Here is a 25603-nt window from a genome sequence, read left to right as displayed (position 1 = left end):
AATCAAGCAACTGTATGCAATACGGCTTGGCTCAAGCTCTGACTGACACAGAAAAAAAGCGTTGCAACACCGCTTTGGGTATCACAACGCTTTTATCATTAAATTTTATGATGGACATTCAATTCTACTACTTCTCCGGAGTCCAAGTAAATGATCCACTCGGAAATATTTGTTACGTAATCTCCGATTCTTTCTAAATAAGTGGAGATACGCATATAGTTTGTTCCGCCCAAAACGATCTCAGGATCTTGCTTCATTTGTTCGATGCAGTTTTCATAGATATTTTTGGCGGCCGCGTCGATCTCCGTATCCCGCGCCGCAATTTCCCGCGCACGTTCAACATCAAGGACGACATAAGCGTCCAGGACTTCCTTGACCATATCCATGACCTTCAAAGCTGTTTCTGCAATGGCCGTTTCGATATCGGCATCATGCTTCTTGCCCTTCACCTTGATCGTCGATTTTGCGATACTGACTGCATGATCGCCGATCCGCTCCAAGTCTGCGCTGGCTTTCATCACGGTCACGATTTTGCGCAAGTCCGTAGTCACAGGCTGCTGCAAAGCAATCAGCTCGAAGCATTCGATTTCCAGATCGTTCTCAAGCTTATTGATGGCTGCATCTTCATCGATGACTTGCTGCGCCAGTTCCTTGTCGTGCGTTACAAAAGCATCGATTGACTTATGGATTGCAGCATTGACCAATACACCCATCTTCAAAAAGTGAGCGTGCAAACTCTCTAATTCTTCTTCAAACACTCGTCTCATCAAAAACCAACCCCTTTGTAAATATATTTCATTATGCAATGGATCAGCCGAAACGTCCAGAAATATAATCTTCCGTTTGTTTTTCTTTTGGATTCGTGAAAATTTGGCTTGTTTCCCCGTATTCGATCAGTTCACCGTTCAAGAAAAAGGCGGTGTTATCAGAGATCCGCGATGCTTGTTGCATATTATGCGTAACAATGATCATCGTGTAATCTTCTTTCAATTCCATAAGCATCCGTTCAATCTGTGCACTGGAAATCGGATCCAAGGCACTCGTCGGTTCATCCAACAAAATGACTTCCGGTTCGATCGCCAAGACCCGTGCGATGCAGACACGTTGTTGCTGGCCACCAGATAAAGATAAGGCGCTCTGATCCAGTTTATCTTTGACATCATCCCATACAGCTGCTTTCTTCAGGCTCTCTTCCACGATTTGGGCGATTTTTTCCTTATCCTTCATCCCGGCGATGCGCAGACCATACGCCACGTTATCGAAAACTGAAAACGGGAATGGATTCGGCTGTTGGAAAACCATACCGACTTTTTTTCTCAGCTCTACCGTGTCCATTTGCGGACTATAGATATCCTGATCATTGAAACTGATTTTTCCGGTGACCGTCACATCCGGAATCAGATCGTTCATCCGATTCAAGGTTCTTAAATAGGTGGATTTTCCGCATCCGCTCGGCCCTATCAAAGCCGTGATTTCTTTTTTATGAAAATCAAGCGAAATGCCCTTCAACGCTTCGTTCTTTCCGTAATATAAATGTACATCACGCGTTTCAATAATGGGTTTAGTGCTTTTCACGTTGCTTTCCTCCTAGCCGAAATGCCCAGAAACATAATCTTCCGTCTGTTGGATCTTCGGACGAGTAAAGATTTTTCTGGTCTCATCATATTCAATGACATTGCCCAAATAGAAGAACGCTGTATAATCACTGATTCGGGATGCCTGCTGCATATTGTGCGTAACAATGATGATTGTATACTTCTCCTTCAGCTCCAACAACGTCTCTTCGACTTGGGAAGTCGAGATCGGGTCCAACGCACTGGCTGGCTCATCCGGAAGCAGGATATCCGGCTTCAGAGCGATCGCCCTTGCGATGCAGAGCCGCTGCTGTTGACCACCAGAGAGCGCTAAGGCGCTCTTGTTCAACTGATCCTTCACTTGGTCCCAAAGAGCAGCTTGTTTCAGGCTGGTTTCGACGATTTCGTCCAATGTCGCCTTGTCCTTCAGACCATGCCTTCTCAGTGCGAAAGCGATGTTCTCATAAATCGATTTGCTGAAAGGATTCGGCCTTTGGAATACCATCCCAATATTTTTCCGCATCTCGAACACATCAACTTCAGGCACGTTCACATCGATGCCTTGATAAATGATTTCCCCAGTCACTTTTGCACCGGGAACAGTGTCGTTCATTCGGTTCAACGAACGGAGATAAGTCGATTTTCCACACCCACTCGGTCCGATCAACGAGGTGATTTTATTCTTTTCAAATTCCATGGAAACGCCTTTGATCGCTTCAAAATCGCCATAATGAACGTGAAGATCATTTGTTTTGAGGGCGACTTCGGCCTCAGGACGCATCTGGATGATGTTCGTTGCCAATATCTTTTCATTTCCCATCAAGGGTCCCTCCTTCAAGTCAATTTTCCGTTTCTATGCTGAAGTAGCCTTCTTCTGCAATCTTCTGCCCAAACTTCTGGCAGTCAGATTGAAGATGAGGACAGCCAATACCAGTACTGCTGAGGCACCAGCTGACACTTCCGCTCCATCCGGTTTTACGCCTTCACTGTTGATCTTCCAGATGTGCACCGCCAATGTTTCGGCAGGCCGGAAAATATTTAAAGGACTTGTGATGGATTGTGGATTCCAGTTTGTGAAATCCAAAGCCGGCGCGCTCTGCCCGGCTGTATAAATCAAAGCGGCAGCTTCACCGAAAATACGTCCTGCCGCCAAAATCATTCCGGTCAAAATACCCGGCAAGGCAGCCGGAAGAATGATCAACGTCACTGTCTCCCAACGGGAAAGGCCCAACGCTAAGCCAGCTTCACGCTGGGAAGACGGGATCGCCCGCAAGGAATCTTCGATCGTACGCGTCAAAAGCGGCAGATTAAAGATAGTCAGGGACAAAGCTCCCGAAAGGATCGAGAAGCCAAAACCGTACTGGATGACGAAAATCAGGAATCCGAAGAGACCGACGACAACGGATGGCAAAGAACTCAAAACTTCAATAGCAGTACGGATGATGTCGGTAAACCAATTTTGAGGTGCATATTCCGAAAGATAAATCGCCGCGCCCAAGGCAAGTGGCGTACTGATCAACAAGGTCAGGACCAACAAATAGAACGAATTGAACAACTGAATTCCGATTCCTCCGCCTACCTGGAAGGATTTTGCTGGAGCCGTCAAAAATTCCCACGAAAACTGGGGCAAGCCGCGCCATAGAATAAAGAGCAGCAGACTGGCCAAAATAAGAATGATCGTTCCGGAAAACAAATAAATCAGGCCGACCATAAATTTGTCTACTTTTTTGGGATTCGGATTCATTTTTTAACGGCTCCTTTCTTACCGATGTAACGCGTCAAAATATTGAAGAATAGAGCCATCAAAAGGAGGATGGTCGCCAATGACCAGAGGACATTGTTTTCCAAAGTTCCCATTACGGTGTTCCCCATGCTCATCGTCAAAATACTTGTCAATGTCGAAGCTGGGGTCACCAAGCTGTTCGGCATCAAAGTCGCATTCCCGATGACCATTTGAACCGCCAAGGCTTCTCCGAACGCACGCGCCATCCCGAAGACGACTGCCGTCAACAATCCGGGGGTCGCTGCCCGCAGAACCACTTTATAGATGGTCTGCCACCGTGTCCCGCCCATAGCGAGTGAAGCCTCACGGTAATGACGCGGAACAGCATTCAAAGCATCCACTGACATACTGGTCACAGTCGGCAAAATCATAACGAACAGAACCAGAGTAGAAGATAAAATACCAAATCCGGTACCGCCGAACAAGGAACGGACAAACGGCACAACAACAGTCAAGCCGATGAAACCATATACAACGGACGGAATACCGACAAGCAGTTCGATGACCGGCTGCAGAATTTTTTTCCCGGATTTCGGTGAAATTTCCGTCATGAACAAAGCTGCAGCAACGGCAAAAGGTGTTGCCAAGGCTGCGGAAATCAAAGTGACCAAAAATGAGCCTGCGATCATCGGTAAGGCTCCGACCAATGGTGTGCCGTCATCAGCGACGGTGCCGGGATTCCAGATGCTTTTCGTCAAAAAATCCCCTAATGATACACCATCCGTGACAAAGGTGGATATCCCTTTGCTGATGACAAAATATAGAATGGACAGCACGATGAAGACGATGACTGTCGTGCTGATCAGACTGATGGTGCGTCCAAACGATTCCAATCTGCGTTTACTTGACTTTTTCATTAAGTTTCCTGGTGTCATTTCCAAGAGAAACCCTCCTCTTAAACTTTGAGCCGCGACGAAAGGCGCCTTCCTATGAAAAGGCGGATGCCATTCATCACAATGATATTTCAGTTGTTTTATTCGATCGGTGTTACGTTTCCTTCAAGGTCCCTGTCGACCTTCATATCTGTGGAAGGAATGTATCCCAACGCTTCAATCAGACTTCCTTGGACATCTTCCGACAGCATGTAATCCAGGAATTCTTTCGTCAAGCCTGTCGGTTCGCCATTCGTATACATATGTTCATATGCCCAGATGACCCATGCGTTTGTCGTAACGTTCTCAGGCGTCGGCTTCACCCCGTCGACGGAAAGCGCCTCGACATCTTCATTGACGTACGAGAACGACACATAGCTGATGGTTCCCGGTGTTGAAGCAACAATCTGACGGACGGTTCCGTTGGATTCCTGCTCTTGGGTGATGATGCTTTCTTCTCCGGCCAGAACCCATTTATCGAATGTTGCCCTGGTTCCACTGCCCTTGGCTCGGTTCAAGACGACGATCGGGAGATCTTTTCCTCCCAACTCGGACCAATTGCTGTATTTGCCGGTAAAAATGCCGCGCAACTCCTCCATGGAAAGATCGGTCACACCGACGCCTGGTGTCACGATAGGCGTGATGCCGACGATGGCGACACGATGATCGACCAATTGGCTGGCATCGATGCCTTCCCTCTCTTCAGCAAAAATATCCGAATTGCCAATGTCAACCGCACCTGCGGCAATCTGACTCAAGCCTGTTCCGGTACCGCCGCCTTGGACATTGACGAATTTCCCCAGATTTTCCGCACTGAATTGTTCCCCAGCGGCCTCGACTAACGGTTGCAGCGCAGAAGAACCGACCGCCGTGATGGATTCCTCATCGACTACGGGGCCGCAGGCTGACAGAGCGAAAACGGCAGCGAGACTGACTATGGCTGAAACGTATTTTAATTTCATTGTGTACCTCCCATTTATTTACCTTGAACACATACTTATCCATCGTAACGAATGTTTGTAAATGTTTCGTATCTCTTTTGTAAATTTTATGTAAATCCACCATATATTTTATCGATGGAACATTTTAACGTTGATTTCACGTTTTTTTTCTGTAAATTTACGCTCTGATTATCCACATTATAACAAATTGGCGGAACGCTTGTCTTATATCTGGTGCAGAAATATATATTACATTTTCATGAGTATTTTCAATGACCTGCAGTTGACTGCTGTGATCCAAAAACGCATAAAAAAAGCCAGGAAGCTACCACGTAATCGGGTTCGATTGCGTGGCCTTCCTGGCTTTATCTTTTCTCATCCTGCATTCATAATTGTGTTAGTCTTCAAACTTGTTGTTTGTGTTCAATTCAATTATTTTCCCTGTACCCAAATAAATGATCCATTCACAAATATTTGTTACATAATCGCCGATTCGCTCGAGATAGCCGGCAACCATGATGTAATCGGTCGCACCCAGAACAAGTTCCGGATCCAACTTCATCTCTTCGATGGCGCGTCCGTAGATATGTTCGGCAGCTTGATCGACCATTTTGTCGCTCAGGGCAACTTCTTTGGCTTTTTCGATGTCCGTTTTGATGTAGGCGGCAAGTACTTCCTCCACCATGACTTTTACTTTTTCCGACTGCTCGGCTATCGCTGCTTCGATATCGGAATTGCGCTTGTTGCCTTTAACGCGGATAGTCGACTTCGCAATACTGACGGCATGATCTGCCATACGCTCCAAGTCCGCGCACGCCTTCATGATGGTGACGATTCTGCGGAGATTGCCGGTGACCGGTTGATGCAACGCAATCAATTCAAAGCATCTTTTCTCGATCTCCGCTTCTCTTTGGTTGATGGCGACATCATGCGCAATCACTTCTGCAGCAAGCTCTTTATCATGATTCACAAAACCTTTAACAGATATGTAGATTGCTTCGTTCACCATTTTTCCCATTTCAGAGAAAAGTACGTGCAGATCCTGCAATTCTTCTTCAAAAATTTTTCTCATCTTTTCGCCCCCTGTTACATGTCATTATGCATCACAGTGCATCTCTCATCCCATTATAGCCCAGTCTTAACCGAATTTGCCAGAGATATAATCATCTGTGCGTTTATCGTTCGGATTGGAGTAAATGATTTCCGTCTTATCATATTCTACCACTTCTCCATTTAAAAAGAAGGCCGTTTGGTCCGAAATCCGGGCTGCCTGTTGCATATTATGGGTGACGATGATGATGCTGTAGTCTTTTTTCAAAGTCTGGATAAGATCTTCGACTTTGGATGTCGAAATCGGATCCAAAGCGGAAGTCGGCTCATCCATTAAAAGGACTTCCGGTTCGACCGCCAGACTTCTGGCGATGCACAAACGCTGTTGTTGTCCACCGGATAACCCGAAGGCATTTTCTTTCAGACGATCTTTTACTTCATCCCACAACGCTGCGCCTTTCAAGCTTTTCTCAACGACTTCATCCAGTACGCTTTTGTCTTTTACGCCATGGATTTTTGGTCCGTAGGCGATATTTTCATAGATTGATTTCGGGAAAGGGTTCGGCTTTTGGAAAACCATGCCCACATCTGTACGCAACTGCTCCACTTTGTACCGCGGATCAAAAATATTCTGTTCATTGTAAATGATTGATCCCGTCATTTTTACGATTGGAACCAATTCTACCATCCGATTTAAGGTCTTGATGAAAGTGGACTTTCCGCAGCCTGATGGTCCGATGATCGCTGTGACTTCCTTAGTGGGAATATCTAGTTGAATGTTCTTTAAAGCATGGGTATTTCCGTACCATAGATTGAAATCTTTCACACTGTAAATCATTTTTTTATCTTTTAAGCTCACTTCTGGGTTCAAATGAGTAACCTCCTAATTTAATAACGCTTCGAGAATTTATTGCGGATGTAGATCGCCAGTGAATTCATGATGACCAGCATAAGCATCAGGACAATGCTTCCTGCGGCGGCGACTGCTTGGAATTCTTCTTGGGGCCGTCCCGCCCAGTTGAATATTTGGATCGGCATTGCCGTAAACCCGGACCAGATGCTTTCCGGGACATAAGCGATAAAGGTCATCGCTCCAATCATCAATAGCGGTGCAGTCTCTCCGACAGCTCTGGATAGAGCCAAAATCGAACCCGTGAGGATACCGGGCACTGCAGCCGGCAGAACGACTGTGCGGATGGTCTGCCATTTCGTGGCACCCATCGCATAAGAGGCTTCATACTGTTCTCTCGGGATGGCACGAATGGCTTCTTGGCTGGAAACAACGATAACAGGCAAAATCATCAAGCTCATGGTCAGACCACCAGCCAAGACGCTACGGCCCATTTCCAACAAACGGACAAACACAGTCAGTCCCAACAGCCCGAAAACAATCGACGGCACGCCGGAAAGATTCGAAATGTTCAACTCGATGAAATGCGTAAATTTATTGTCGGGAGCATATTCCTCAAGGTAAATCGCTGTTCCGACACCCAAGAGGAGTGACAAGGGAGCTATGATAGCCATAATCCAGACTGTCCCATAGATTGCAGCCTTGATGCCGGCATCTTCCGGTCTTCTCGAAGCATAGTTGCGCAAGAAATCCCAATCGAGATAGCCCGCCCCCTGCGATACGATCCGCATGACCAGGATGGCCAAAACAACGATTCCGAAGAAGGTTGCCAAAAAAAACAGGCTCTTGACCACGCCGTTCAGCAATAAACGATTATTGATTCTGTTGTTGTTCTTCTCTACTAATTTCATCAATATTCCTCCCTAAAACGACGGGACATATAATTCGCCAACAGGTTCATCAACAAAGTGAAGAGGAACAAGGTCATCCCTACTGCGTAGATACTGTAGTAGATCGTGGACCCATATGTGGCATCCCCCATGCTGACCTGAACGATATAGGATGTCATCGTCTGGATCGACTCTGTTACATCAAGCGTAAATTTGGGTGTGGATCCAGCAGCTGTGGATACGATCATCGTTTCTCCCACCGCCCGGGAAATCCCCAAAACAACGGATGAAATGATGCCCGACAAGGATCCTGGCAAAATGACTTTCAGCGCCACTTCCAAGCGTGTGGCTCCTAAGGCCAAAGCCCCCTCGCGCATAGCATTCGGGACAGCACCCATCGCTTCTTCCGATAGCGATGTAATCTGCGGGATAATCATAATCCCCACAACAATACCGGGGCTCAGTGCATTGAATATCGGCAGATTCGGGATAAATGTCTGCAGCAGTGGGGTAACGAACGTCAAGGCGAACAGCCCGTATACTACTGTCGGAACTCCGGCCAAAACCTCCAAAATCGGCTTGACGATTTTCCTTGTACGTTCGGTTGCATATTCGCTCAAATAGATGGCTGAGCTCAGGCCGATCGGGACAGCAACAAGCATCGCAACGCCAGCTATCAAGAATGTTCCACTCAATAGCGGCAAAATCCCAAAACTGGGATCATTTTTGAAGAAAGGATACCACTCTTTTCCTGTCAGAAATTCCAGAATCGGAACAGCGCTGAAAAACGTTACCGTTTCTTTTGCCAGCGTAAACACAATCCCGAGTGTTGTCAGAATAGAAATGATCGCACAGGCCAGAAAAAAAAGAGGCATGGCTTTTTCAGTAAATTGCAAAGATTTTTGTCGTGAACTTTTTTCTTTCATCAAGTCTTTGACAGATTTGGACATATTGATTCTCCTCTAATAAAGATGAGATGCGAGGGAAGCAAAACGCTCTCTTCCCTCACATCCCTTAGTCATTTATTTGATTTTGCTTATTTCAAACCTTCAAGCGTAGTCAATGCTGCTTCATAAGATTCAGCCGGTAGTGCTACATAACCGACTTCAGCTGCCATTTCGGCTGCCATTTCCAATGTGTATTTTGTGAATTCGTAGACGCTCTCGTTTTCCAACGCTTCGTTCTTCACGTAGATGAACAACGGGCGAGAAAGCGGCTCATACGATCCATCTTGAACGGTCACATCGTTAGGCGTAACTGCAACGCCCTCACCGTTCACGATCGGAACAGCCTTGACGATGTCACTGTTTTCCAGGAAGTATGCGTAACCGAAGTAGCCGATGGCATTTGCGGAACCGGAAACACCTTGTACCAATACGTTGTCATCTTCGGATAAAGAAGCTGCTTTGTTGATTTGTTCGCCGTCCAAGATCACTTCATCAAAGTAATCGTATGTGCCTGAGTCGGTACCTGGGCTGAACAACTCGATCTTTTCTTCCGGCCAGCCTTCACGGACATCCGCCCATGTTTCTACGCCGGTTCCTTCTGTCCAGATCATCGCTAATTCTTCGATGGTCAATTGATCCACCCAGTCGTTCTCGCTGTTCACAACGACTGTCAAACCGTCCAAGGCAAGTTGGAACTCTGTATATTCAATGCCGGCTTCTTCCAACAATGCGATTTCTTCGTCTTTGATCGGACGTGAAGCGTTGCTGATGTCTGTTTCGCCTGCGATGAATTTCTCGAATCCGCCACCCGTACCGGATACACCGATAGTCGCTTTTACGTCCGGATTAGCGATTGAAAATTCTTCTGCTACTCCCTCCATTATCGGGAATACGGTAGAAGATCCATCAACTAAAACTGTTCCGCTTCCGGTTGCAGTCGTGCTTCCCGTTTCTGCACCGCTCTCTGCAGTTGTGCCGTCTCCGTTACCACAAGCCGCCAAGGTAGCGCCGATTGTTAAAGCCATTGCGAATTTAGATAATTTGCCAAAGTTCATTTTTTCCCATCCTTTATGTTGAGGTTATTTGAACGCCATTGCCTGTTCACAACCTTAATATTAACGGTCGATTGTTAATTTCCTTGCGGTTTCATGTAAATTTTCCGTTGATTTACCTCTTTTTTTGTAAATGTTTTGTAAACGGGGCTTTAGAATACAAGAAAAAAAGCTCTACAGGTACGTTTCCGCCTGTAAAGCTTTTGCATTCGAATCCATTCTTATATAGGCAATGTCACTGTAAAAGTTGTTCCATTGCCCTGTTTGCTGGCTACAGTGACCGTTCCGTTCATGTTTTCAACCAAATACTTCACAATCGATAATCCTAAGCCGGTACCTCCGGAGTTTCTGCTCCGCGCTTTATCGACGCGATAGAACCGCTCGAATACTCTTCCCAGATCGGCTTCCGGTATCCCGATTCCGTTATCGGCAACGTGCAGATGGACTTGATCCGCAGTCTTCTCGACAGTGACCGTGATATGCCCTCCGGCTTGCGTATAGACGACGGCATTGTTGATCAGATTAGCCAGTATTTGCTTCAAGCGATTCGGATCTGTATGCAACGTTACGAAATCCTTTTCCACTAATTCCAGTGTCATGTTTTTCTCTTTCACTTTCTGATCGACCAACTGAAAGGTCGCCAACACCGCTTCGGAAATATTCACTTGCTGCAGAGCGAGCGGGACTTGCCGCTGCTCCAACTTCGACAGTTCCAAAATATCATTCACCAAAAGATTCAACCGGGTGCTTTCGGCCAGAATGATTTCCAAAAACTGTTTCAGGATAACGGGATCTTCCATTGCACCGTCCAATAATGTTTCAGCGAATCCTTTCAGGGCTGTAACAGGCGTCCGAAGCTCATGGGATGCATTGGCGACAAAGTCGGTACGGACTTTCTCCAAGCGTCGGATTTCACTTATGTCATAGAGGAGCACAATCAGATTCATTTCACCCGGTTTCTTGCTTGTGATCGGGACAATATTGACATCGACGATTCTGTCTTTTGGATAATAAAAATAGATTTCGTCATTCTGCGGCTCTCTGTACGTGTACGCTCGCTCAATCATATGGCTGAGTCCATAACTGCTTACAGCCTCGACATAGGATTGACCGATCAGCGATTCTTCACTTTCACTCAATATTTCTTGCATGACGGGATTGACCATTGTAATTTCCTTGTTCTCATCCAGAAGCATCACGCCAATGACCAGATGATTGATCAAGCCAGTAAGCCGTTCATCATTCTGCTTGATTTCATTCATTTGATTATCCAGACTTTCGGCAAGTTCATTGACGGTTTCGCCCAATTTTTGGAAATCACCGAAGCCTTTGCCTTTATATCGCGCATCATACTGGTGATCCGAAAGTTTTTTGGCGACATCCATCACCGCATCGATCGGTCTGCCGATGCGTTTCGTCAAAGCATAAGTAAGTACGAAGGCTACTGCCAGAGCCAACAGGATAAAAACGTAAAGGGACTGTTCGATGCGCTGGCTGACCGTCAAGGCGCTCAGTGGTCTCGACAGTCGGATAACAGCAGCGATAGTGCCTGATTCGTCAAAAATCGGCACAGCTACATAATAAAGTTCCTCGTTTGTGCTTTCACTCTTCCTTTGCCCTGTTCCGTAAGGTTCTCCGGACAGAACTTCCTGAATTTCTTCCCGCCGCAGATGATTTTCCAGATTGACCGCAGTGAGCTGCGAATCATAAATCACAACCCCATCGCTGGCGACTAAAGTGATTCTATCTTCCGTGAAAGAGTCAATTTTATCCAATTCTTTTTCAACAAAGGTCCAGTCACTGCCATCCGCACTGTTTTGGAGCAGTGTACCCACTATTTGCGTCTGTTCAACCAACAGTTCACTGTGCAGACTCCGCGTGTAGTTCCCTAACACAGTCTCTAGGAATATCCCGAAAGCCACACTGAACAGCGCAAAGATCAACACAAAAGTGGCAAGCATCCGCAATTGCAGTTGCTTCATGTCTTCGCTACCTCAAATTTATACCCGAAGCCCCGGACCGTACGGATGTATTGCGGGTTTTTAGTGTCTTTTTCAATTTTTTCGCGGAGATGGCTGATGTGTACATCGACGATGCGCGTTTCTCCGGCGTAATCAAAATTCCAGATGGCGTTCAACAACTGTTCCCGGCTCAGGATGCGATTGGCACGCTTCGCCATGTAAAGCAACAATTCAAATTCTTTCGGTGTTATTTCAATCAATTCTCCCGCTACATGAACTTCATAAAGTTGTGGGAAAATCGTGATTTCGCCAACCTCGATTTTTTCGGTTTGATCCTCAGTCGGCTCCTGTTGGACAGTCGGAGCACCTTCAGCCGGAACAGCTTTATTCGTTCTTCTTAGGATAGCTTTCATCCTGGCCAACACTTCACGCGGGCTGAATGGCTTTGTCATATAATCATCCGCCCCCAACTCAAGTCCGATAATCTTTTCCAGTTCATCATCCTTCGCTGTCAAAATCATGATCGGCGTATCAAACTTTTCCTGTCTTAGGCGTTTACAGATATCCATACCGTCCATCGACGGTAGCATCAGATCCAAAATGATGAAGTCAAAAGGATTTGAGATAGCCAAACGGTAGCCTTCCGCTCCGTCGGTGGCAGTTGTCACCTCATAGCCGTCTTTTTCCAAGTTAAAAGCCAATAATGTAACGATGGATGGTTCATCATCCACTAGCAAAACTTTTTTCATGTGTCCTCCTCTGACCGATTGGGGTCCGGGATAGCATATGCCATCCCATTTATTTTGCGAATGTCAATATTTTGAAAGCCTCAGCTTCCTGCTCGGCTCGTTTCCTTTTCAGCATACTAAAAATGTTGGAAAACGGCAATTCAGATTTTCCCAGCCGATTTTTATCCATCAACCGAAAAGACTCTAAAAAGTGCGCTGTACAGGAGATTCCACAAGGTAAAAGAGAAATAAATGCATACAAAATAATAGTTTCAGTTTATCGGTTTTCAGGATGAGCCTGCTTAAGCGAACGACAAAAAAGGTTCCACCCATACGTTTTGTATGACTGGAACCTTATGGGTCAAAAATTTTTTGTTAAACTTTCAGGAAGCGGCGCATCGAGAAAACGGAACCGAATGCCCCGATGAAGATACCGATACCCACCATCAGAAGACTGATGTAGAGGAGGAACGGATTCGGAGTCAAAAGACCAAAGTTTGTGCCGGCCAAGTAGTCCCCGCTCACATTAAAGATGAAGCGATAAAGGAACACTAGGAAAGTCATGGGAATCAATGCCCCGATCAATCCGATGATGGCTCCTTCAATCAGGAATGGCCATCTGATGAAGCTGTTTTTTGCACCCACCAAACGCATGATTTCGATCTCCGTGCTGCGGGAGAAGATGGTAATCCGGATTGTATTGGAAATCAGAAATACGGCAACCAACAGTAAGCCGATGATGATGACGAGTCCTATCGTGCGGATCGTCGCAATCGTCTCAAATAATTTATCCGCTGTGGCACCGCCGTATTCGACTTGAGTGACATACTGCATGGCGGATGCTGCTTCAGCTACCGCTTTCGTTTGCTCTGGTGCAGTTGTATTCAAGACATAAGCGTCATACAACGGATTGGCATCTCCGCCGAAAAGATCGAATTCATCACCGTAGCTGCCGATGATCTTATCCAATTCCTCGTCCTTACTTGAGAAAGTGATGGATTCGACATTGGCGATGTTCTCCAGTTCCGTCTTTAAGGCTTCCTGGGCGGCTGCATCAGCAGCCAGATCGATGTAAACTTTTACGCTCACATCATTTTCGACATCGGAAGCCAACTTGTTCACGTTCAAAAGAATCCCGGTAAAAGACCCCACAAGCAACAAAGTCAGTGCCACTGCACTGATTGAAGCTATCGACATCCAGCCATTCCGGAACAGACTTTTGAATGCGTCCCTTATGTGTCTCATAAATGTTCTAAATTTCATATCCATATTCTCCTTCTTGTTGATCTCGGACAATACGGCCATTCTCTATTGCTAATACACGGTGTTTGATGTCATTAACGATTTGGCTGTTATGGGTGGCCATCAGGATTGTTGTTCCTTGGTTGTTGATTTCTTCCAGAATCCGCATGATTTCCATCGACGTATCCGGATCCAAGTTACCTGTCGGCTCATCCGCAATCAGGACGCCTGGCATATTCGCAATCGCACGTGCAATCGCGATCCGTTGCTGTTCCCCACCGGAAAGTTCATTCGGGAACATCCGCACTTTATGCTTCAGTCCGACCAAATCCAACACTTCCAATACGCGCTTCTGGATGACTTTCGGACTTTTTTCGACTACTTCCATCGCGTAGGCGATGTTTTCGTATACGGTCAGTTTAGGTAATAATTTGAAATCCTGGAAGACCATACCCACAAAACGGCGCAATAATGGGACTTCTTTTTCTTTCATGGTCGTTAAATTATATTTGCCTACTTGAACAGTTCCTGAGGTTGGTTTTACTTCGCGATACATCATTTTGATGAAAGTTGATTTGCCCGCTCCACTGGGGCCTACAATATAAACAAATTCCCCTTGCTCGATCTTCACGCTCAGATTATTGACCGCCGTAATGCCGTTGTTGTACTTCTTGGAGACATTCAGCATTTCAATCATTTTATCACCTGTCTTTTCTTTTTTTCCTTGCTTCCGCTCTGAAACCTTCAGAGGCTGCAAGAATGCTTCCCTATTATAGCACGTTGCACAACTGTGTCTGTTTTAGTTTCTTTACAAGTATGTGTCAATAGTTTCTCAGTATTCTCGCTCGTGACTGATCCTATTTATTTGGGCTGCTGCTTTTAAAGTTCTTCCTGATCCATCGTCATTTTCAGATAAGCATCGATAAAGGCGTCGATATCCCCGTCCATGACGGCCTGTACGTTACCCGTTTCGTAGCTGCTTCGGTGATCCTTGACCATGGAGTACGGATGGAACACGTATGAACGGATCTGTGAACCCCAACCGATCTCTTTTTGCTCGCCGCGGATGGCGGCCAGTTCTTTTTCGCGCTCTTCCTCCTGCAGTTGATACAGTTTCGCCTTCAGCATTCCCATAGCGGTATCCCTATTCTGGAATTGCGAACGTTGCGCCTGGCTTGCCACAACAATACCGGTCGGAATATGCGTGATTCGGATGGCTGATGATGTTTTATTGATGTGTTGTCCACCGGCTCCGCTGGCGCGGTAAGTATCCACCCGGATATCATCCGGATTCACTTCTATCTCTGCATCGTCGGCAGCTATCTCCGGCATCACATCGATCGAACAAAACGAGGTGTGCCTTCTTCCGGCAGAGTCGAACGGCGAGATGCGGACCAAACGGTGGACGCCCCTTTCCGAACGCAGGTAGCCGTAGGCGTTCATCCCTTTGATCAGGATCGTTACGCTTTTGATACCGGCCTCGTCCCCACTTTGATAATCCAACGTCTCCACGTCAAAGCCTTTTTTGTCGGCCCAACGCGTATACATGCGGAAAAGCATGCTGCCCCAGTCCTGGGATTCCGTTCCACCGGCACCTGGATGGATTTCCAAAATAGCGTTCGATTTGTCGTGCGGTCCGTTCAACAGCATCGTCAATTCATATTTTTCAAGTGCTTCTGTAAATTCTGTCGTTTTTTCGTTCAATTCTTCCAGATATTCCGGATCTTCATCCTCTTTTACCATTTCATATAAGACTTCGAGGTCTTCATATTGCGCTTCCAGACTCTTGAACGTATTGTAGACTGCTTTTAATTGGTTTGATTGGTTGATGACTTCCTGCGCCGCTTCGGCATTGTTCCAGAATTCCGGATCCAACATGCGATCGTCGAATTCTGCGATATCCGTTTCGAGGCCATCTAAGTCAAAGAGACCTCCTGAAGCTTGCAATTTTTGTTTCTGAACTTTCCAATATTGCTTTGATTTCACTTAATTCCATTTGATTTCCTCCTAGATTCGACAAAAGAAGGATGGGTCGGGATAAAAACAAGCGACTGTTTTTTATCCCGACCCTCCCCGATTGGCGTTGTATCCGATTAGTTTGTTGTATTTGACTTGGTTTTATTGCTTGAAATGCCTCTTGCGGATGCGCTGCCTGTTATTCTTCAGTTTGTGATTCTTGTTTTTCGGCTGCTTCAGCCGCCAGTTTTGCTTTTTGGATTTCCATCAGTTTTTGCATCCTCATTGCCGCGATCTGTGCTCTGCGTGCTTGTTCCTGTTGCTCCGTTTGGGAAGCGACTGTCTCACGCGTCGGCATGATGTTCGAGCCTTGGCCTACGGATTGGCGTTGCAGATTTTGACGAATTTCTGATTTCATCACAATCCGGGTAACGTCATAGTCGATGGTCGCAATCATTTCCTGGAAACGATCATAGCCTTCGGTTTGGTACTCGGTCAACGGATTGTTCTGTGCATATGAACGCAAGCCGATTCCTTGACGCAGCTCATCCATATTGTCGATGTGATCGGTCCATTTGCTGTCGACAACCCGCAGGATAACAACTTTTTCAAATTCCAAAATTTGTTCTGGACTCAATTGTGACTCTTTTGTCTTGTAAACTTCCATTGCGCGTTCCACCAAATATTCTTCGATTTCGTGCGCAGATTTTCCTTCCAGTTCGGCTAAACTGATGCTGTCGGGATGCACAAGGGCAGCTCCGGCAAAATCACGGATGCCTTGCAGATTCCAAGTCGCCTTTTCACCGATGGTATGCGTTTCGACCACACGCGCAATCGCACGCTTGATCATCGCTGTCACGACATACTTCAACGATTCGGTTTCATTGATGACTTCCAAACGTTGCCCATAAATGATCTCACGCTGTTCACGCATGACTTCATCGTATTCCAGTACGTTTTTACGGGTATCATAGTTATTGCCTTCCACTCGTTTTTGGGCGGATTCCACTTGTTTGGAAAGCATTTTGCTTTGGATGACCACATCTTCCGCTTCATCATCCAAATTCAATTTGCTCCAGACTTGCTGGATGCGTTCCGATCCGAAGCGTCTCATCAAGTCGTCTTCCAGTGACAGGTAAAATTGCGTTTCGCCGGGATCCCCTTGACGGCCGGAACGGCCACGCAATTGGTTGTCGATCCGGCGTGATTCATGGCGTTCGGTACCGATGACGCAGAGACCGCCTAATTCCTTGACGCCTTTACCCAGCTTGATGTCGGTACCACGACCAGCCATGTTGGTGGCGATTGTGACGGCTCCGGGTTGACCGGCTCCGATGATGATTTCCGCTTCCCGGAAATGGTTTTTTGCATTCAAAACTTGGTGCGGAATGTTTTCTTGACGCAACATGTGCGAAAGCAGTTCGGATGTTTCCACGGCTACGGTACCGACAAGGATCGGCTGCCCTTTCGCGTGACGTTCTTTAATGTCGCCGACAACGGCTCTGAATTTGCTTTTCAAAGAAGGATACAACAAATCCGGATAGTCGTGACGGACGATCGGTCTGTTAGTCGGAATCGAAATGACGTTCATGTTGTAAATTTCCCGGAACTCTTCTTCTTCCGTTTTTGCTGTACCGGTCATACCGGACAGTTTTTTGTACATACGGAAGTAGTTCTGGAAAGTGATGGTGGCCATCGTTTTCGATTCATTTTCGATTTCGACGTTTTCCTTGGCTTCGATGGCTTGGTGAAGCCCGTCCGAGTAACGGCGGCCTTCCATGATCCGGCCAGTGAATTGGTCAACGATTTTTACTTTTCCGTCTTCCACCACATAATCGATGTCCACAAGCATGATATAGTTTGCACGCAAGGCTTGATCCAAATGGTGCACCAGACGCGTGTTATCCACATCGTACAAGTTCGGCAGATGGAATGTTTTTTCAGCTTTCTCGATACCTTCATCCGTCAACGCGATCGATTTGGATGTCAAATCGATTGTGTAATCCTCATTCTCTTTCAATCCTTTGATGAAGAAATCGGCTCGGTTATAGAGTGCTGTAGATTTTTCGGCTTGTCCGGAAATGATCAATGGTGTGCGGGCTTCATCGATCAAGATCGAATCGACTTCATCCACGACCGCAAAGTTCAACGGGCGCTGGACCATTTGATTTTTATAGACGACCATATTGTCCCTCAAATAATCGAAGCCCAATTCATTATTGGTGCTGTAGGTGATGTCGCAATTATAGGCTTCTCTTTTTTCTTCCGATGACTTACCGTTTGTGTTCAAACCAACAGTCAACCCCAGAAAGCGGTACAATTCGCCCATCTCGACCGCATCACGGCTTGCCAGATATTCATTGACTGTGACAACGTGCACGCCTTCGCCAGATAAGGCGTTCAGGTAAACCGGCATCGTTGCGGTCAAGGTTTTACCTTCACCGGTCTTCATTTCGGCAATATTGCCTTTATGCAGGGTGATCCCGCCCATGATCTGCACTTTATAAGGATACAGTCCCAAGACGCGTTTTGCACCTTCACGGACCACGGCAAACGCTTCCGGAAGAAGGTCGTCCAAAGTCTCTCCTTTTTGGTAGCGCTCCTTATAGGATTCGGTCAGATCGCGTAACTCTTCATCATCCAAAGCGGCCATTCGATCCGCGTAGGAAATGACCTTATCTGCTACTCCTTCCAAGGAACGTAGCTCTTTCTTATCATTCTCAATGAGTTTCTTTAAAAAGTTGGCCATTCTATATCTCCTCTTGCTGTCTGATTTCATTCCAGCAATCATATTTACTGGGTATGTATGCGTGTATAGGTCATTCTTTGCTGCTGCAAAAATAATTCTTATATCTCTACTATTCTATCATTACTTTTAATTAATGTGAACTACTCACCATCAACAAAAGCTTGTATTGTCTATCGCTCGCTGGATTTGCGGTTGGACAATGCAGACGGATGAATGAAGGACACGGTCTATAGCGCTGTCAGTCTCGAAGATTAAAAAAGTCCCCCGCCGTTTATGGGCGAGGGACATTATTTTCAGATTTAGTCAGTTTCGATCAGACCGAATTTGCCGTCTTTTCTGCGGTACACAATACTTGTGCCGTTCGTTTCAGCATCTTCGAAGATAAAGAAGTTGTGTCCGAGCATATTCATCTGCAATACAGCTTCTTCACTGTCCATCGGTTTGAGGGAAAGACGTTTCGTGCGGACGATTTCAAGTGGATTCTCATCGTCTTCCATCTTTTCTTCGATCAGATTCGGCTCGTTACCGATATCAAATCCTCTCTCTCTGGATTTGCGGTGAATCTTTGTCTTGTACTTACGGACTTGGCGTTCAAGTTTGTCCACGACCAAATCGATACTTCCGTATAGATCACTAGAAGTCTCTTCGGCTCTTAAAACCAGGAAAGGTAGCGGAACCGTAACTTCCACCTTAGCAGATTTTTCGGCTGGGAATGGATATACTTTCAAGTTGACATGCGCTGTTGTTTCAGGCACGTTCCCAAAGTATTTTTCCAGTCTGCCTAATTTTTTCTCGGCGTAGCTGCGGATCGGTTCTGTAACCTCAATATTTTCTCCTCGGACATTATACTTAAACATAGCACTCTCTCCTTTCGTCTGACGCATCGTCAGATAAAGACAACCCTCGCCTATGGACCACTCATAGGGGGTTTCTTTAACTTCATTATAATGTAAGCGCCTTAACATTTCAACGTTTATGATTTATTATCTTGCAATCGTAGTTGAACGGACCATTCTGAATCCATGCCTGTGCAGGAGTATTTTCGCGTGGTAGAGCGTTCTTCCGGTAGTATAGACGTCATCAAAAAGGATAATTTCCTGCTGGAGATATTTTTCGTACCCCTCCAGCAATAAAAATGGTTGCATCGTCAATAGACGTTCCTGTCTGTTTTTTTCGGATTGCTTTTCACCGGCATGTTGGTTTCCCAAGAATTGTACGCAGCGGATGCCTGCTTGTTTCAGCAGCTCCTCGCATTGGTTGAAGCCCCTCTCCTCATAACTGGCGATTGAAATCGGCAGCGGCAGGAATAGCGCTTGGGGATGCGTACGTTGGAGGGCCTGCAGATCATTCGTGAAGGCACCGGCAAGACGATAATCGCCCTGGAACTTGTAGCGTTGCAGCCAGTCCTTCACGATGCCTGTATAGGCATAGCAGGCATGATGCGCAATCGTCAGCTCCGGATAGCAGCTGCGCCATCTTCGGCAGTCCTCGCACAGGTCCACGGATGATGCTTGCGGCCGCATACAGCCCGGACATACGGTTTGCCCGGCTAAACGCGGCAATTTTTCCTCGCAGGATCTACAGACCCTTCCGCGATTCTTTTTCCCGAAACCGAAAAGTTCTTGAAGCGTCAATACTTCCCGGATCTCATTTTGGCAGAAGAGACATTGTCCCATTCAGCAGCCCCCTTCTTCCTGCGTCCCTGTTCATCATGCGGATTTGACGGACCGCCCCCTGGATTGCTTTCGTTTCACCGTAGTGGGCAAAACAGACCCAGCCTGTCGGATAATCTTTGTGCCTGCCTGCCCTGCCGGCAATCTGCACCAACGAAGCTTCCGTAAAGACCCGATCTTCCGCTCCAAGCACGATGACATCGATATCCCTGAAGGTCACCCCGCGCTCCAAAATGGTCGTCGTCATCAAAAAATCATATTCCTCGGCCCGCATCTTCTTTACTTTTTCCTCGCGGTCAGGGTCGCTCGCCGAAACGCAAGTGAATTGCTTGTCCGGAAAAAGCTCCCGCAGCCAACCGTCCAGTTCTTCCATCAGCTGGATGTGCGGCAAAAACAGCAGAAAGCGCCTGTCCGTTTGGAGTTGCCTGCGGATAAGCTTAAGGAAAGGGGCCATTTTCTTCTTACTGATGGCCTTGCGCCAATCTCCGATCCACAGACACTCCGGTTCGGGCAATGCAAAGCCGTGATAACGCGCCGGCAAGACTGTCGCCGCCAACTTGTCTCGCTTGATGTCGTTTTGCATCATCTGTGAAGGCGTCGCAGTCAAATAAATCAGCGCACTCGCTTTTTTTCTGGACTTTTGCGCCCCGAACTGCAGGCCCAAATCATCGTGATACGGGAAGGAATCGATCTCATCGATGATCAGTAGGTCGAACGCTTCGCGGAAGCGCAGCAGTTGATGGGTCGTGGCGATGACGAGCGGCGTATAGCTGTAACCATCCTCATTGCCTCCGTACAGCAAGGCCATCGGAACGGCCGGGAATGCCTGCTTGATCCGGGGTGCCAGTTCCAAACAAACATCCACGCGCGGGGAGGCAAGACAGACTCTACCACCTTTGCGCAGGCAGGCTGCAATCCCCTCAAAAATCATCTCAGTCTTTCCGGCACCAGCGACGGCCCAGATCAGTCGTGTCTCTTCAGCCTGGACCGTTTCTACGATTTCTTCCGATGCACGTTGCTGTTCCGATGACAATTGGCCCTGCCATTGCAGAATCGGCTCAATGGGCCGTTCAAAAGCATTGATTTCCGGCAGATGATGGAGCACTGTGCAGCTTTTGATTTTTCCCATGTTCAGGCAGCTCAAGCAGTAAAAACAAGTAGTGCCGCAAGCGCAAGGCGCGGCCAGCATTTTTTTCCGGTCCTGGTTTCCGCAGCGATTGCATATCCGTTTCCCGTTCGCGCTGGTCAATCCGGGGCGTTTCTCGGCCAGGATCAACAGCGCTTCTTCGGCGTTGCGGCACTCGCTCCTCGTCAATTCCCTGCCGTAAAGTTCCTTCCCGTCCATATCATCCTCCCTTTCGCTTTCCTTATTAACATACGCAGAAAAAGCCGCTCCGCTTCCGCTGATCGGCGAAATGGAACGGCTTAGGATTTTTCAGTTTCCTCTCGGGAATCGATCCGGTCAGTTGCTGCAGCTTGTCCGGCGAAAGGAAAATCAGCGATTGGGCGGTAAACAAGTTTTCCGTCCAGCCGAACACTTTCGAATAGCGTCAGCGCAGCGACGGTTATTTTTTGATCCGGGGGCAGCGGAACTTTGCTGAGCTCTTCCCACTCTTGCCACAATACAATCCCCCGGCCGAGCGTGAGGTGCGGAATGAACGCCACCTCATCAGCCATTGCTACTTTTTGCCCCAGCAAGGAATCGTTCAGCTGTTCGTAGAGCTGCTGGAGTCGGCTGTTTTCTTTGGTGCCCAGCCAGACGATCCACTTGTTTCTTTTGGAAAAGTAACCCAGACCATTCGTTTCAACCAAGAATGGCAGCTGACTTTCAGCGCAGCGAGCCAGCCCCGTTTCGATTGCACTTCTCTGATCCGGGTCCACTTCCCCGATGAACCGCATCGTCAAGTGGAAGTTGTTTGGATCCGTGAATGACCCTTTGATGCTGGCGCGGATCACTTCCTTCTGGAAATCAACCAACTGTTTTTTGACGGCACTAGGCAATTTGACACCGATGAATACCTTCACGACTGCACCCCGCTATCCGCTTTGTAAAAAAACAGGAAGGACAGAACCTTATTGGCCCTTCCTCCCGAATGAATGTGTGATTGCCGCACCTATTTGTTGCTTATATCGGATAGCTCAATTCGGTATCTTCCGTCCAGGTCAACCCCAGCGCGCCTTCACCTAAGTGCGTCCCGATGACTGGACCGAAATAACTCAATTCAAACCGGATATCCGGAAACTCTTGCTGGAGGTGTTCCAACCAAGCCTGCCCCTTTTCGGGAATATTCCCATGGATGACAGTTGCGATAATCGGATAATCAGCCTTTGAAGCCGCTTGACCCAAAAGTTCTTCTATCCTTCGCAATGCCCGTGCATTGGTTCTGATTTTTTCGAAAACAACTATCTTTTTGTCAGAAAAATGCAGCACTGGCTTGATTTTCATGATGGAACCGATGACGGCCGCTCCACCCGAAAGCCTGCCACCACGTTGCAGGTTCATCAGATCGTCCACCATAAAATAAGCACGGGAACGTTTCTTCATATGTTCTAAACGCGCCATGATCTGCTCCGGTCCGATACCGACAGCCGCCAGCCTTGCTGCCTCCAAAACGAATCTTGCCTGCACATAGCAACTGATTTCAGAATCAAAAGGGTGAATGTTGAATTCAGGGTATTCCCTGCTTAAAGCAGCAGCATTCTGGTATGTGCCACTGATGCCGCTTGAAAGATGGATGCTGATGATTGCATCATGTTCCTTTGCCAATTCTTCATACAGCTGATGCATGGCACCCACTGCGGGTTGAGAACTTTTCGGGAAATCTTCAGCAGATTTCATCAAGGAGTAGAAGTCCTCTGCAGCCAAATCTATTTCTTCCTGATACGATTTTGCTCCAATATTCACGACTAACGGCAGCATGTGAATATGGTGCTGTTGGCGTGTTTCAGCCGTCAAATATGCGGTACTGTCCGTAACTACTGCAATTTTCATAGAATCCTCAAACTTTCTGCTCATTGCGCAATTCAATCGCTTCAGCCGCCACTTCACTGTCCAACAGGCGGATCATTGTGCCTCTATCGTTGTAGTCAGCCTCATGTCCACGTCCCAACAGGATGACCGTATCTCCCGGTTCTGCGATGGCGATGGCATGTTGGATGGCTTCCTTGCGGTTTTCGATGTATTCATAATTGTCCTTTTCGATGCCGGCCAGCATCATCGCGATGATTTGTTCCTGCGGTTCTTTCCCGGTATCGTCCGTCGTCAGGATCACATAGTCCGAGAGTTCCGTACCGATGCGAGCCATAATCGGACGTTTTTCATGCTCCCGTTCTCCTGCACCGCCGAAAACGGAAATGACCCTTCCTTGCGTGAATTCGCGCACCACGCCCAATACTTTTTCCATCGCATCGGGCGAATGGGCAAAATCGACATAGACACCGATGTCATTCGCGCCAGGAACGATTTCCAGCCTGCCTATTACGCCAGCCAATGACGTCACCGCTTTTGTAGCATCCTCCAAAGGAATGCCTAAAGCATAGACCGCCGCCAACGCAGCCAAGGTGTTGGAGACATTATAAAGTCCCACCAGATTCGTTACGACCGGATAGCGCTCCCCATTGACGACCAGATTAAAGCGGGTCTGGGTGCGGCTGTAGGTGATATCCGTCGCGAAGAAATCAGCTGTCTCATCCTTCACGCTATAAGAAATGACTTCCGCCGCCGTAGCGATGCGATAGCTGTGGATCGTTTCATCATCTGCATTCAGTATCGCCGCTTTCGTCCGTCCGTTTTTGCGGCCGTTGCCCAGTTGCGAGAAGAGCAACTTTTTCGCTTCGGCATAAGCTGCCATCGTGTGATGGAATTCCATATGTTCATGCGTCAGGTTGGTCATGACGGCGACATCCAGGTCCAGCCCCCATGCTCTGCCCATTTCCAAAGCGATCGAGGACAGTTCCAGAGTGAAGTATTCCGTTTCCCGCTCTGTCATGAGGTGCAGGGCTTTTTGCATCGTGATGCTGTCGGGCGTCGTATTTTTCGTTTTGTGCACCTCGTCACCGATATGCATTTCGATGGTGCCCATCAACCCGGTTTTTTTGTCCATCGCCTTAAGGATTGCTTCCACAAGGTACGTGACTGTCGTCTTTCCGTTTGTCCCTGTGACGCCGATGACTTTCATCGATTCACTCGGATAACCATAAAAGTGATTCGCAAGCAGACTCATCGCTTTACCCGTATCCGGAACATAGACAACCGGGACATTCGCTGCCGCTTTTTGAATATCCTTGTGGGCAACAATCACACCCGCACCGTTGGCGACCGCTGTCTCTACGTAATTGTGGCCATCCACTTGCGTCCCGTCGATGCAGATAAACAGATCCCCTGATTGGATATCACGGGAGTCCTGACTGATTTTTCCAATATTCAATTCGGGATCCAAGTTCCCGATAAGTTTCTTCATTTTGAGTACATCGATTAAATCTGTAACTTTCACGCAGATCACCTTTCCATCGACCTCTGGGGCCGTTTGGTCTATTCCTTTTAACAATACCACAAATGGAAATGTTCGGAAAGTCCCTTTCCTTGTTCGTGCGCTGTCATCCTACCGCTGCTGTGGTAAAATGGGACTGAATAACTTATTGGAGGATAATAGCTATGCTGACAACGTATCACACTATCGCAAAGAGCGGCGTTTCCGAGATCGTCATCAAGGGTTCACGCTTCATCTGCAGCCTTAAACGCGTCCATTCCGAGGACGAGGCCAAAGCATTCATCCAAGCCGTCAAAAAAGAGCATTGGAAAGCAACGCATAACTGTTCCGCATACCTGATCGGCGACCAGAACGAAATCCAACGCGCCCATGACGACGGCGAGCCATCCGGAACAGCTGGTGTCCCGATGCTGGAAGTACTCAAGAAAAATGATTTGCGTTACGTCGCTGCGGTCGTCACCCGTTATTTCGGCGGGACAAAATTGGGTGCGGGCGGATTGATCCGTGCCTACAGCCGATCGGTATCGACGGCCTTGAAGGACATCGGTATCGTTGTCCGCAGCCTCCAGACTAAAGTCGGCTGCATCGTTTCCTATTCCGCATCCGGAAAATTAGAGAATTACTTGGCGCAATCGGCGTACACGCTGATTGAGGCACAATACACCGACCAAGTTTGTTTCTTGTGCGGAATCCCTTCTGAAGACATCAGTCAATTTCAGAGCTCCCTTACGGACGTGATGAACGGCCGTGTTGTCTTTGAAATCGGCGAAGAGGATTATGTGGAGCGTCCGATTTCTCCAGCCTACAATGATGCTGATGAAGGCGAAATCGAATAGAATCTGAAC

Annotated in this window: 24 protein-coding genes; 1 reads left to right on the top strand and 23 read right to left on the bottom strand. The window is 47.4% G+C overall.

Annotated features, from left to right (window positions below):
• Nucleotides 1-98 precede the first annotated feature (98 nt).
• The 23 genes from phoU (BMZ71_RS00845) to BMZ71_RS00735 form a co-directional block, all read right to left on the bottom strand.
• Nucleotides 99-767, bottom strand: coding sequence for a phosphate signaling complex protein PhoU (gene phoU / locus BMZ71_RS00845; RefSeq protein ID WP_068560959.1), 669 nt, complete (start codon nt 765-767; stop codon nt 99-101).
• A gap of 43 nt (nt 768-810) precedes the next feature.
• Entirely contained in the window at nt 811-1575 is a 765-nt protein-coding gene (pstB, locus tag BMZ71_RS00840) for a phosphate ABC transporter ATP-binding protein PstB (RefSeq protein ID WP_068560961.1), read from the bottom strand.
• Nucleotides 1576-1587: 12 nt separating this feature from the next.
• Nucleotides 1588-2394 (bottom strand): phosphate ABC transporter ATP-binding protein PstB, encoded by an 807-nt coding sequence (pstB, locus tag BMZ71_RS00835; RefSeq protein WP_086988687.1) that lies wholly within the window; start codon nt 2392-2394, stop codon nt 1588-1590.
• Nucleotides 2395-2427: 33 nt separating this feature from the next.
• Entirely contained in the window at nt 2428-3318 is an 891-nt protein-coding gene (pstA, locus tag BMZ71_RS00830) for a phosphate ABC transporter permease PstA (protein WP_086988688.1), read from the bottom strand.
• A complete protein-coding gene (gene pstC, locus BMZ71_RS00825; protein WP_068561056.1) occupies nt 3315-4232 on the bottom strand; it encodes a phosphate ABC transporter permease subunit PstC in 918 nt (305 codons plus the stop codon). Before pstC (BMZ71_RS00825) ends, pstA (BMZ71_RS00830) begins: the two co-directional genes overlap by 4 nt.
• A 98-nt stretch (nt 4233-4330) precedes the next feature.
• Complete coding sequence (locus BMZ71_RS00820) at nt 4331-5191, bottom strand: phosphate ABC transporter substrate-binding protein PstS family protein (protein WP_086988689.1); 861 nt, start codon at nt 5189-5191, stop codon at nt 4331-4333.
• A 376-nt stretch (nt 5192-5567) separates the two neighbouring features.
• The gene (gene phoU / locus BMZ71_RS00815; RefSeq protein ID WP_068560967.1) at nt 5568-6242 is read right to left on the bottom strand and encodes a phosphate signaling complex protein PhoU; all 675 of its coding nucleotides are present in this window, start codon (nt 6240-6242) and stop codon (nt 5568-5570) included.
• A gap of 66 nt (nt 6243-6308) precedes the next feature.
• A complete protein-coding gene (gene pstB / locus BMZ71_RS00810) occupies nt 6309-7058 on the bottom strand; it encodes a phosphate ABC transporter ATP-binding protein PstB (protein WP_086988732.1) in 750 nt (249 codons plus the stop codon).
• A 50-nt stretch (nt 7059-7108) separates the two neighbouring features.
• A complete protein-coding gene (gene pstA / locus BMZ71_RS00805) occupies nt 7109-7981 on the bottom strand; it encodes a phosphate ABC transporter permease PstA (RefSeq protein WP_086988690.1) in 873 nt (290 codons plus the stop codon).
• A complete protein-coding gene (gene pstC, locus BMZ71_RS00800; RefSeq protein ID WP_086988691.1) occupies nt 7981-8910 on the bottom strand; it encodes a phosphate ABC transporter permease subunit PstC in 930 nt (309 codons plus the stop codon). The genes pstA (BMZ71_RS00805) and pstC (BMZ71_RS00800) overlap by 1 nt, the downstream gene beginning before the upstream one ends.
• Before the next feature lie 86 nt (nt 8911-8996).
• On the bottom strand, nt 8997-9962 hold the full coding sequence (locus BMZ71_RS00795) for a PstS family phosphate ABC transporter substrate-binding protein (RefSeq protein ID WP_198143298.1): 966 nt from the start codon (nt 9960-9962) through the stop codon (nt 8997-8999).
• A gap of 218 nt (nt 9963-10180) precedes the next feature.
• A complete protein-coding gene (gene pnpS, locus BMZ71_RS00790; RefSeq protein ID WP_086988692.1) occupies nt 10181-11941 on the bottom strand; it encodes a two-component system histidine kinase PnpS in 1761 nt (586 codons plus the stop codon).
• The gene (locus BMZ71_RS00785; protein ID WP_086988693.1) at nt 11938-12669 is read right to left on the bottom strand and encodes a response regulator transcription factor; all 732 of its coding nucleotides are present in this window, start codon (nt 12667-12669) and stop codon (nt 11938-11940) included. Before BMZ71_RS00785 ends, pnpS begins: the two co-directional genes overlap by 4 nt.
• A gap of 354 nt (nt 12670-13023) precedes the next feature.
• Entirely contained in the window at nt 13024-13911 is an 888-nt protein-coding gene (gene ftsX, locus BMZ71_RS00780) for a permease-like cell division protein FtsX (protein ID WP_068560977.1), read from the bottom strand.
• The gene (ftsE, locus tag BMZ71_RS00775; RefSeq protein WP_086988733.1) at nt 13901-14587 is read right to left on the bottom strand and encodes a cell division ATP-binding protein FtsE; all 687 of its coding nucleotides are present in this window, start codon (nt 14585-14587) and stop codon (nt 13901-13903) included. The genes ftsX and ftsE overlap by 11 nt, the downstream gene beginning before the upstream one ends.
• 182 nt (nt 14588-14769) lie before the next feature.
• A protein-coding gene (gene prfB, locus BMZ71_RS00770) for a peptide chain release factor 2 (RefSeq protein WP_177187445.1) occupies nt 14770-15886 on the bottom strand; the annotation gives its coding sequence in 2 pieces (ribosomal slippage) (nt 14770-15813 and nt 15815-15886; 1116 coding nt in all).
• A gap of 159 nt (nt 15887-16045) precedes the next feature.
• Nucleotides 16046-18595, bottom strand: a complete 2550-nt coding sequence (gene secA, locus BMZ71_RS00765; protein WP_086988695.1) for a preprotein translocase subunit SecA — start codon at nt 18593-18595, stop codon at nt 16046-16048.
• Between the two features lie 299 nt (nt 18596-18894).
• Nucleotides 18895-19452: a ribosome hibernation-promoting factor, HPF/YfiA family gene (hpf, locus tag BMZ71_RS00760; protein WP_086988696.1), complete on the bottom strand. Its 558-nt coding sequence runs from the start codon at nt 19450-19452 to the stop codon at nt 18895-18897.
• A 126-nt stretch (nt 19453-19578) separates the two neighbouring features.
• Entirely contained in the window at nt 19579-20271 is a 693-nt protein-coding gene (locus BMZ71_RS00755; RefSeq protein ID WP_086988697.1) for a ComF family protein, read from the bottom strand.
• Nucleotides 20243-21613 carry an ATP-dependent helicase ComFA gene (locus tag BMZ71_RS00750; RefSeq protein ID WP_086988698.1) on the bottom strand — a complete coding sequence of 457 codons (1371 nt, stop codon included), beginning with the start codon at nt 21611-21613 and terminating at the stop codon, nt 20243-20245. The genes BMZ71_RS00755 and BMZ71_RS00750 overlap by 29 nt, the downstream gene beginning before the upstream one ends.
• A gap of 80 nt (nt 21614-21693) precedes the next feature.
• Nucleotides 21694-22293: an RNA 2',3'-cyclic phosphodiesterase gene (gene thpR / locus BMZ71_RS00745; protein ID WP_086988699.1), complete on the bottom strand. Its 600-nt coding sequence runs from the start codon at nt 22291-22293 to the stop codon at nt 21694-21696.
• A 100-nt stretch (nt 22294-22393) separates the two neighbouring features.
• Entirely contained in the window at nt 22394-23260 is an 867-nt protein-coding gene (locus BMZ71_RS00740; RefSeq protein WP_086988700.1) for a DegV family protein, read from the bottom strand.
• 7 nt (nt 23261-23267) lie between these two features.
• Nucleotides 23268-24761, bottom strand: coding sequence for a UDP-N-acetylmuramoyl-L-alanyl-D-glutamate--2,6-diaminopimelate ligase (locus tag BMZ71_RS00735; protein ID WP_143071380.1), 1494 nt, complete (start codon nt 24759-24761; stop codon nt 23268-23270).
• Nucleotides 24762-24922: 161 nt separating this feature from the next.
• On the opposite strand from BMZ71_RS00735, the gene BMZ71_RS00730 reads away from it, so the two are divergent.
• Nucleotides 24923-25594 (top strand): YigZ family protein, encoded by a 672-nt coding sequence (locus BMZ71_RS00730; RefSeq protein ID WP_086988702.1) that lies wholly within the window; start codon nt 24923-24925, stop codon nt 25592-25594.
• The last annotated feature ends 9 nt before the right edge of the window (nt 25595-25603 follow it).

Origin of the sequence: Trichococcus flocculiformis (genome assembly GCF_900113645.1) — a bacterium.
GTDB classification, from domain to species: Bacteria; Bacillota; Bacilli; order Lactobacillales; family Aerococcaceae; genus Trichococcus; species Trichococcus flocculiformis.
This window is presented reverse-complemented; position numbering and strand designations above follow the sequence as displayed.

Excerpts from the sequence above, each read along its gene's own strand:
- phoU (WP_068560959.1), bottom strand. The coding sequence starts at position 767 with ATGAGACGAGTGTTTGAAGAAGAATTAGAGAGTTTGCACGCTCACTTT.
- pstB (WP_086988687.1), bottom strand. The coding sequence starts at position 2,394 with ATGGGAAATGAAAAGATATTGGCAACGAACATCATCCAGATGCGTCCT.
- pstA (WP_086988688.1), bottom strand. The coding sequence starts at position 3,318 with ATGAATCCGAATCCCAAAAAAGTAGACAAATTTATGGTCGGCCTGATT.
- pstC (WP_068561056.1), bottom strand. The coding sequence starts at position 4,232 with ATGACACCAGGAAACTTAATGAAAAAGTCAAGTAAACGCAGATTGGAA.
- BMZ71_RS00820 (WP_086988689.1), bottom strand. The coding sequence starts at position 5,191 with ATGAAATTAAAATACGTTTCAGCCATAGTCAGTCTCGCTGCCGTTTTC.
- phoU (WP_068560967.1), bottom strand. The coding sequence starts at position 6,242 with ATGAGAAAAATTTTTGAAGAAGAATTGCAGGATCTGCACGTACTTTTC.
- pstB (WP_086988732.1), bottom strand. The coding sequence starts at position 7,058 with ATGATTTACAGTGTGAAAGATTTCAATCTATGGTACGGAAATACCCAT.
- pstA (WP_086988690.1), bottom strand. The coding sequence starts at position 7,981 with ATGAAATTAGTAGAGAAGAACAACAACAGAATCAATAATCGTTTATTG.
- pstC (WP_086988691.1), bottom strand. The coding sequence starts at position 8,910 with ATGTCCAAATCTGTCAAAGACTTGATGAAAGAAAAAAGTTCACGACAA.
- BMZ71_RS00795 (WP_198143298.1), bottom strand. The coding sequence starts at position 9,962 with ATGAACTTTGGCAAATTATCTAAATTCGCAATGGCTTTAACAATCGGC.
- pnpS (WP_086988692.1), bottom strand. The coding sequence starts at position 11,941 with ATGAAGCAACTGCAATTGCGGATGCTTGCCACTTTTGTGTTGATCTTT.
- BMZ71_RS00785 (WP_086988693.1), bottom strand. The coding sequence starts at position 12,669 with ATGAAAAAAGTTTTGCTAGTGGATGATGAACCATCCATCGTTACATTA.
- ftsX (WP_068560977.1), bottom strand. The coding sequence starts at position 13,911 with ATGAAATTTAGAACATTTATGAGACACATAAGGGACGCATTCAAAAGT.
- ftsE (WP_086988733.1), bottom strand. The coding sequence starts at position 14,587 with ATGATTGAAATGCTGAATGTCTCCAAGAAGTACAACAACGGCATTACG.
- secA (WP_086988695.1), bottom strand. The coding sequence starts at position 18,595 with ATGGCCAACTTTTTAAAGAAACTCATTGAGAATGATAAGAAAGAGCTA.
- hpf (WP_086988696.1), bottom strand. The coding sequence starts at position 19,452 with ATGTTTAAGTATAATGTCCGAGGAGAAAATATTGAGGTTACAGAACCG.
- BMZ71_RS00755 (WP_086988697.1), bottom strand. The coding sequence starts at position 20,271 with ATGGGACAATGTCTCTTCTGCCAAAATGAGATCCGGGAAGTATTGACG.
- BMZ71_RS00750 (WP_086988698.1), bottom strand. The coding sequence starts at position 21,613 with ATGGACGGGAAGGAACTTTACGGCAGGGAATTGACGAGGAGCGAGTGC.
- BMZ71_RS00740 (WP_086988700.1), bottom strand. The coding sequence starts at position 23,260 with ATGAAAATTGCAGTAGTTACGGACAGTACCGCATATTTGACGGCTGAA.
- BMZ71_RS00730 (WP_086988702.1), top strand. The coding sequence starts at position 24,923 with ATGCTGACAACGTATCACACTATCGCAAAGAGCGGCGTTTCCGAGATC.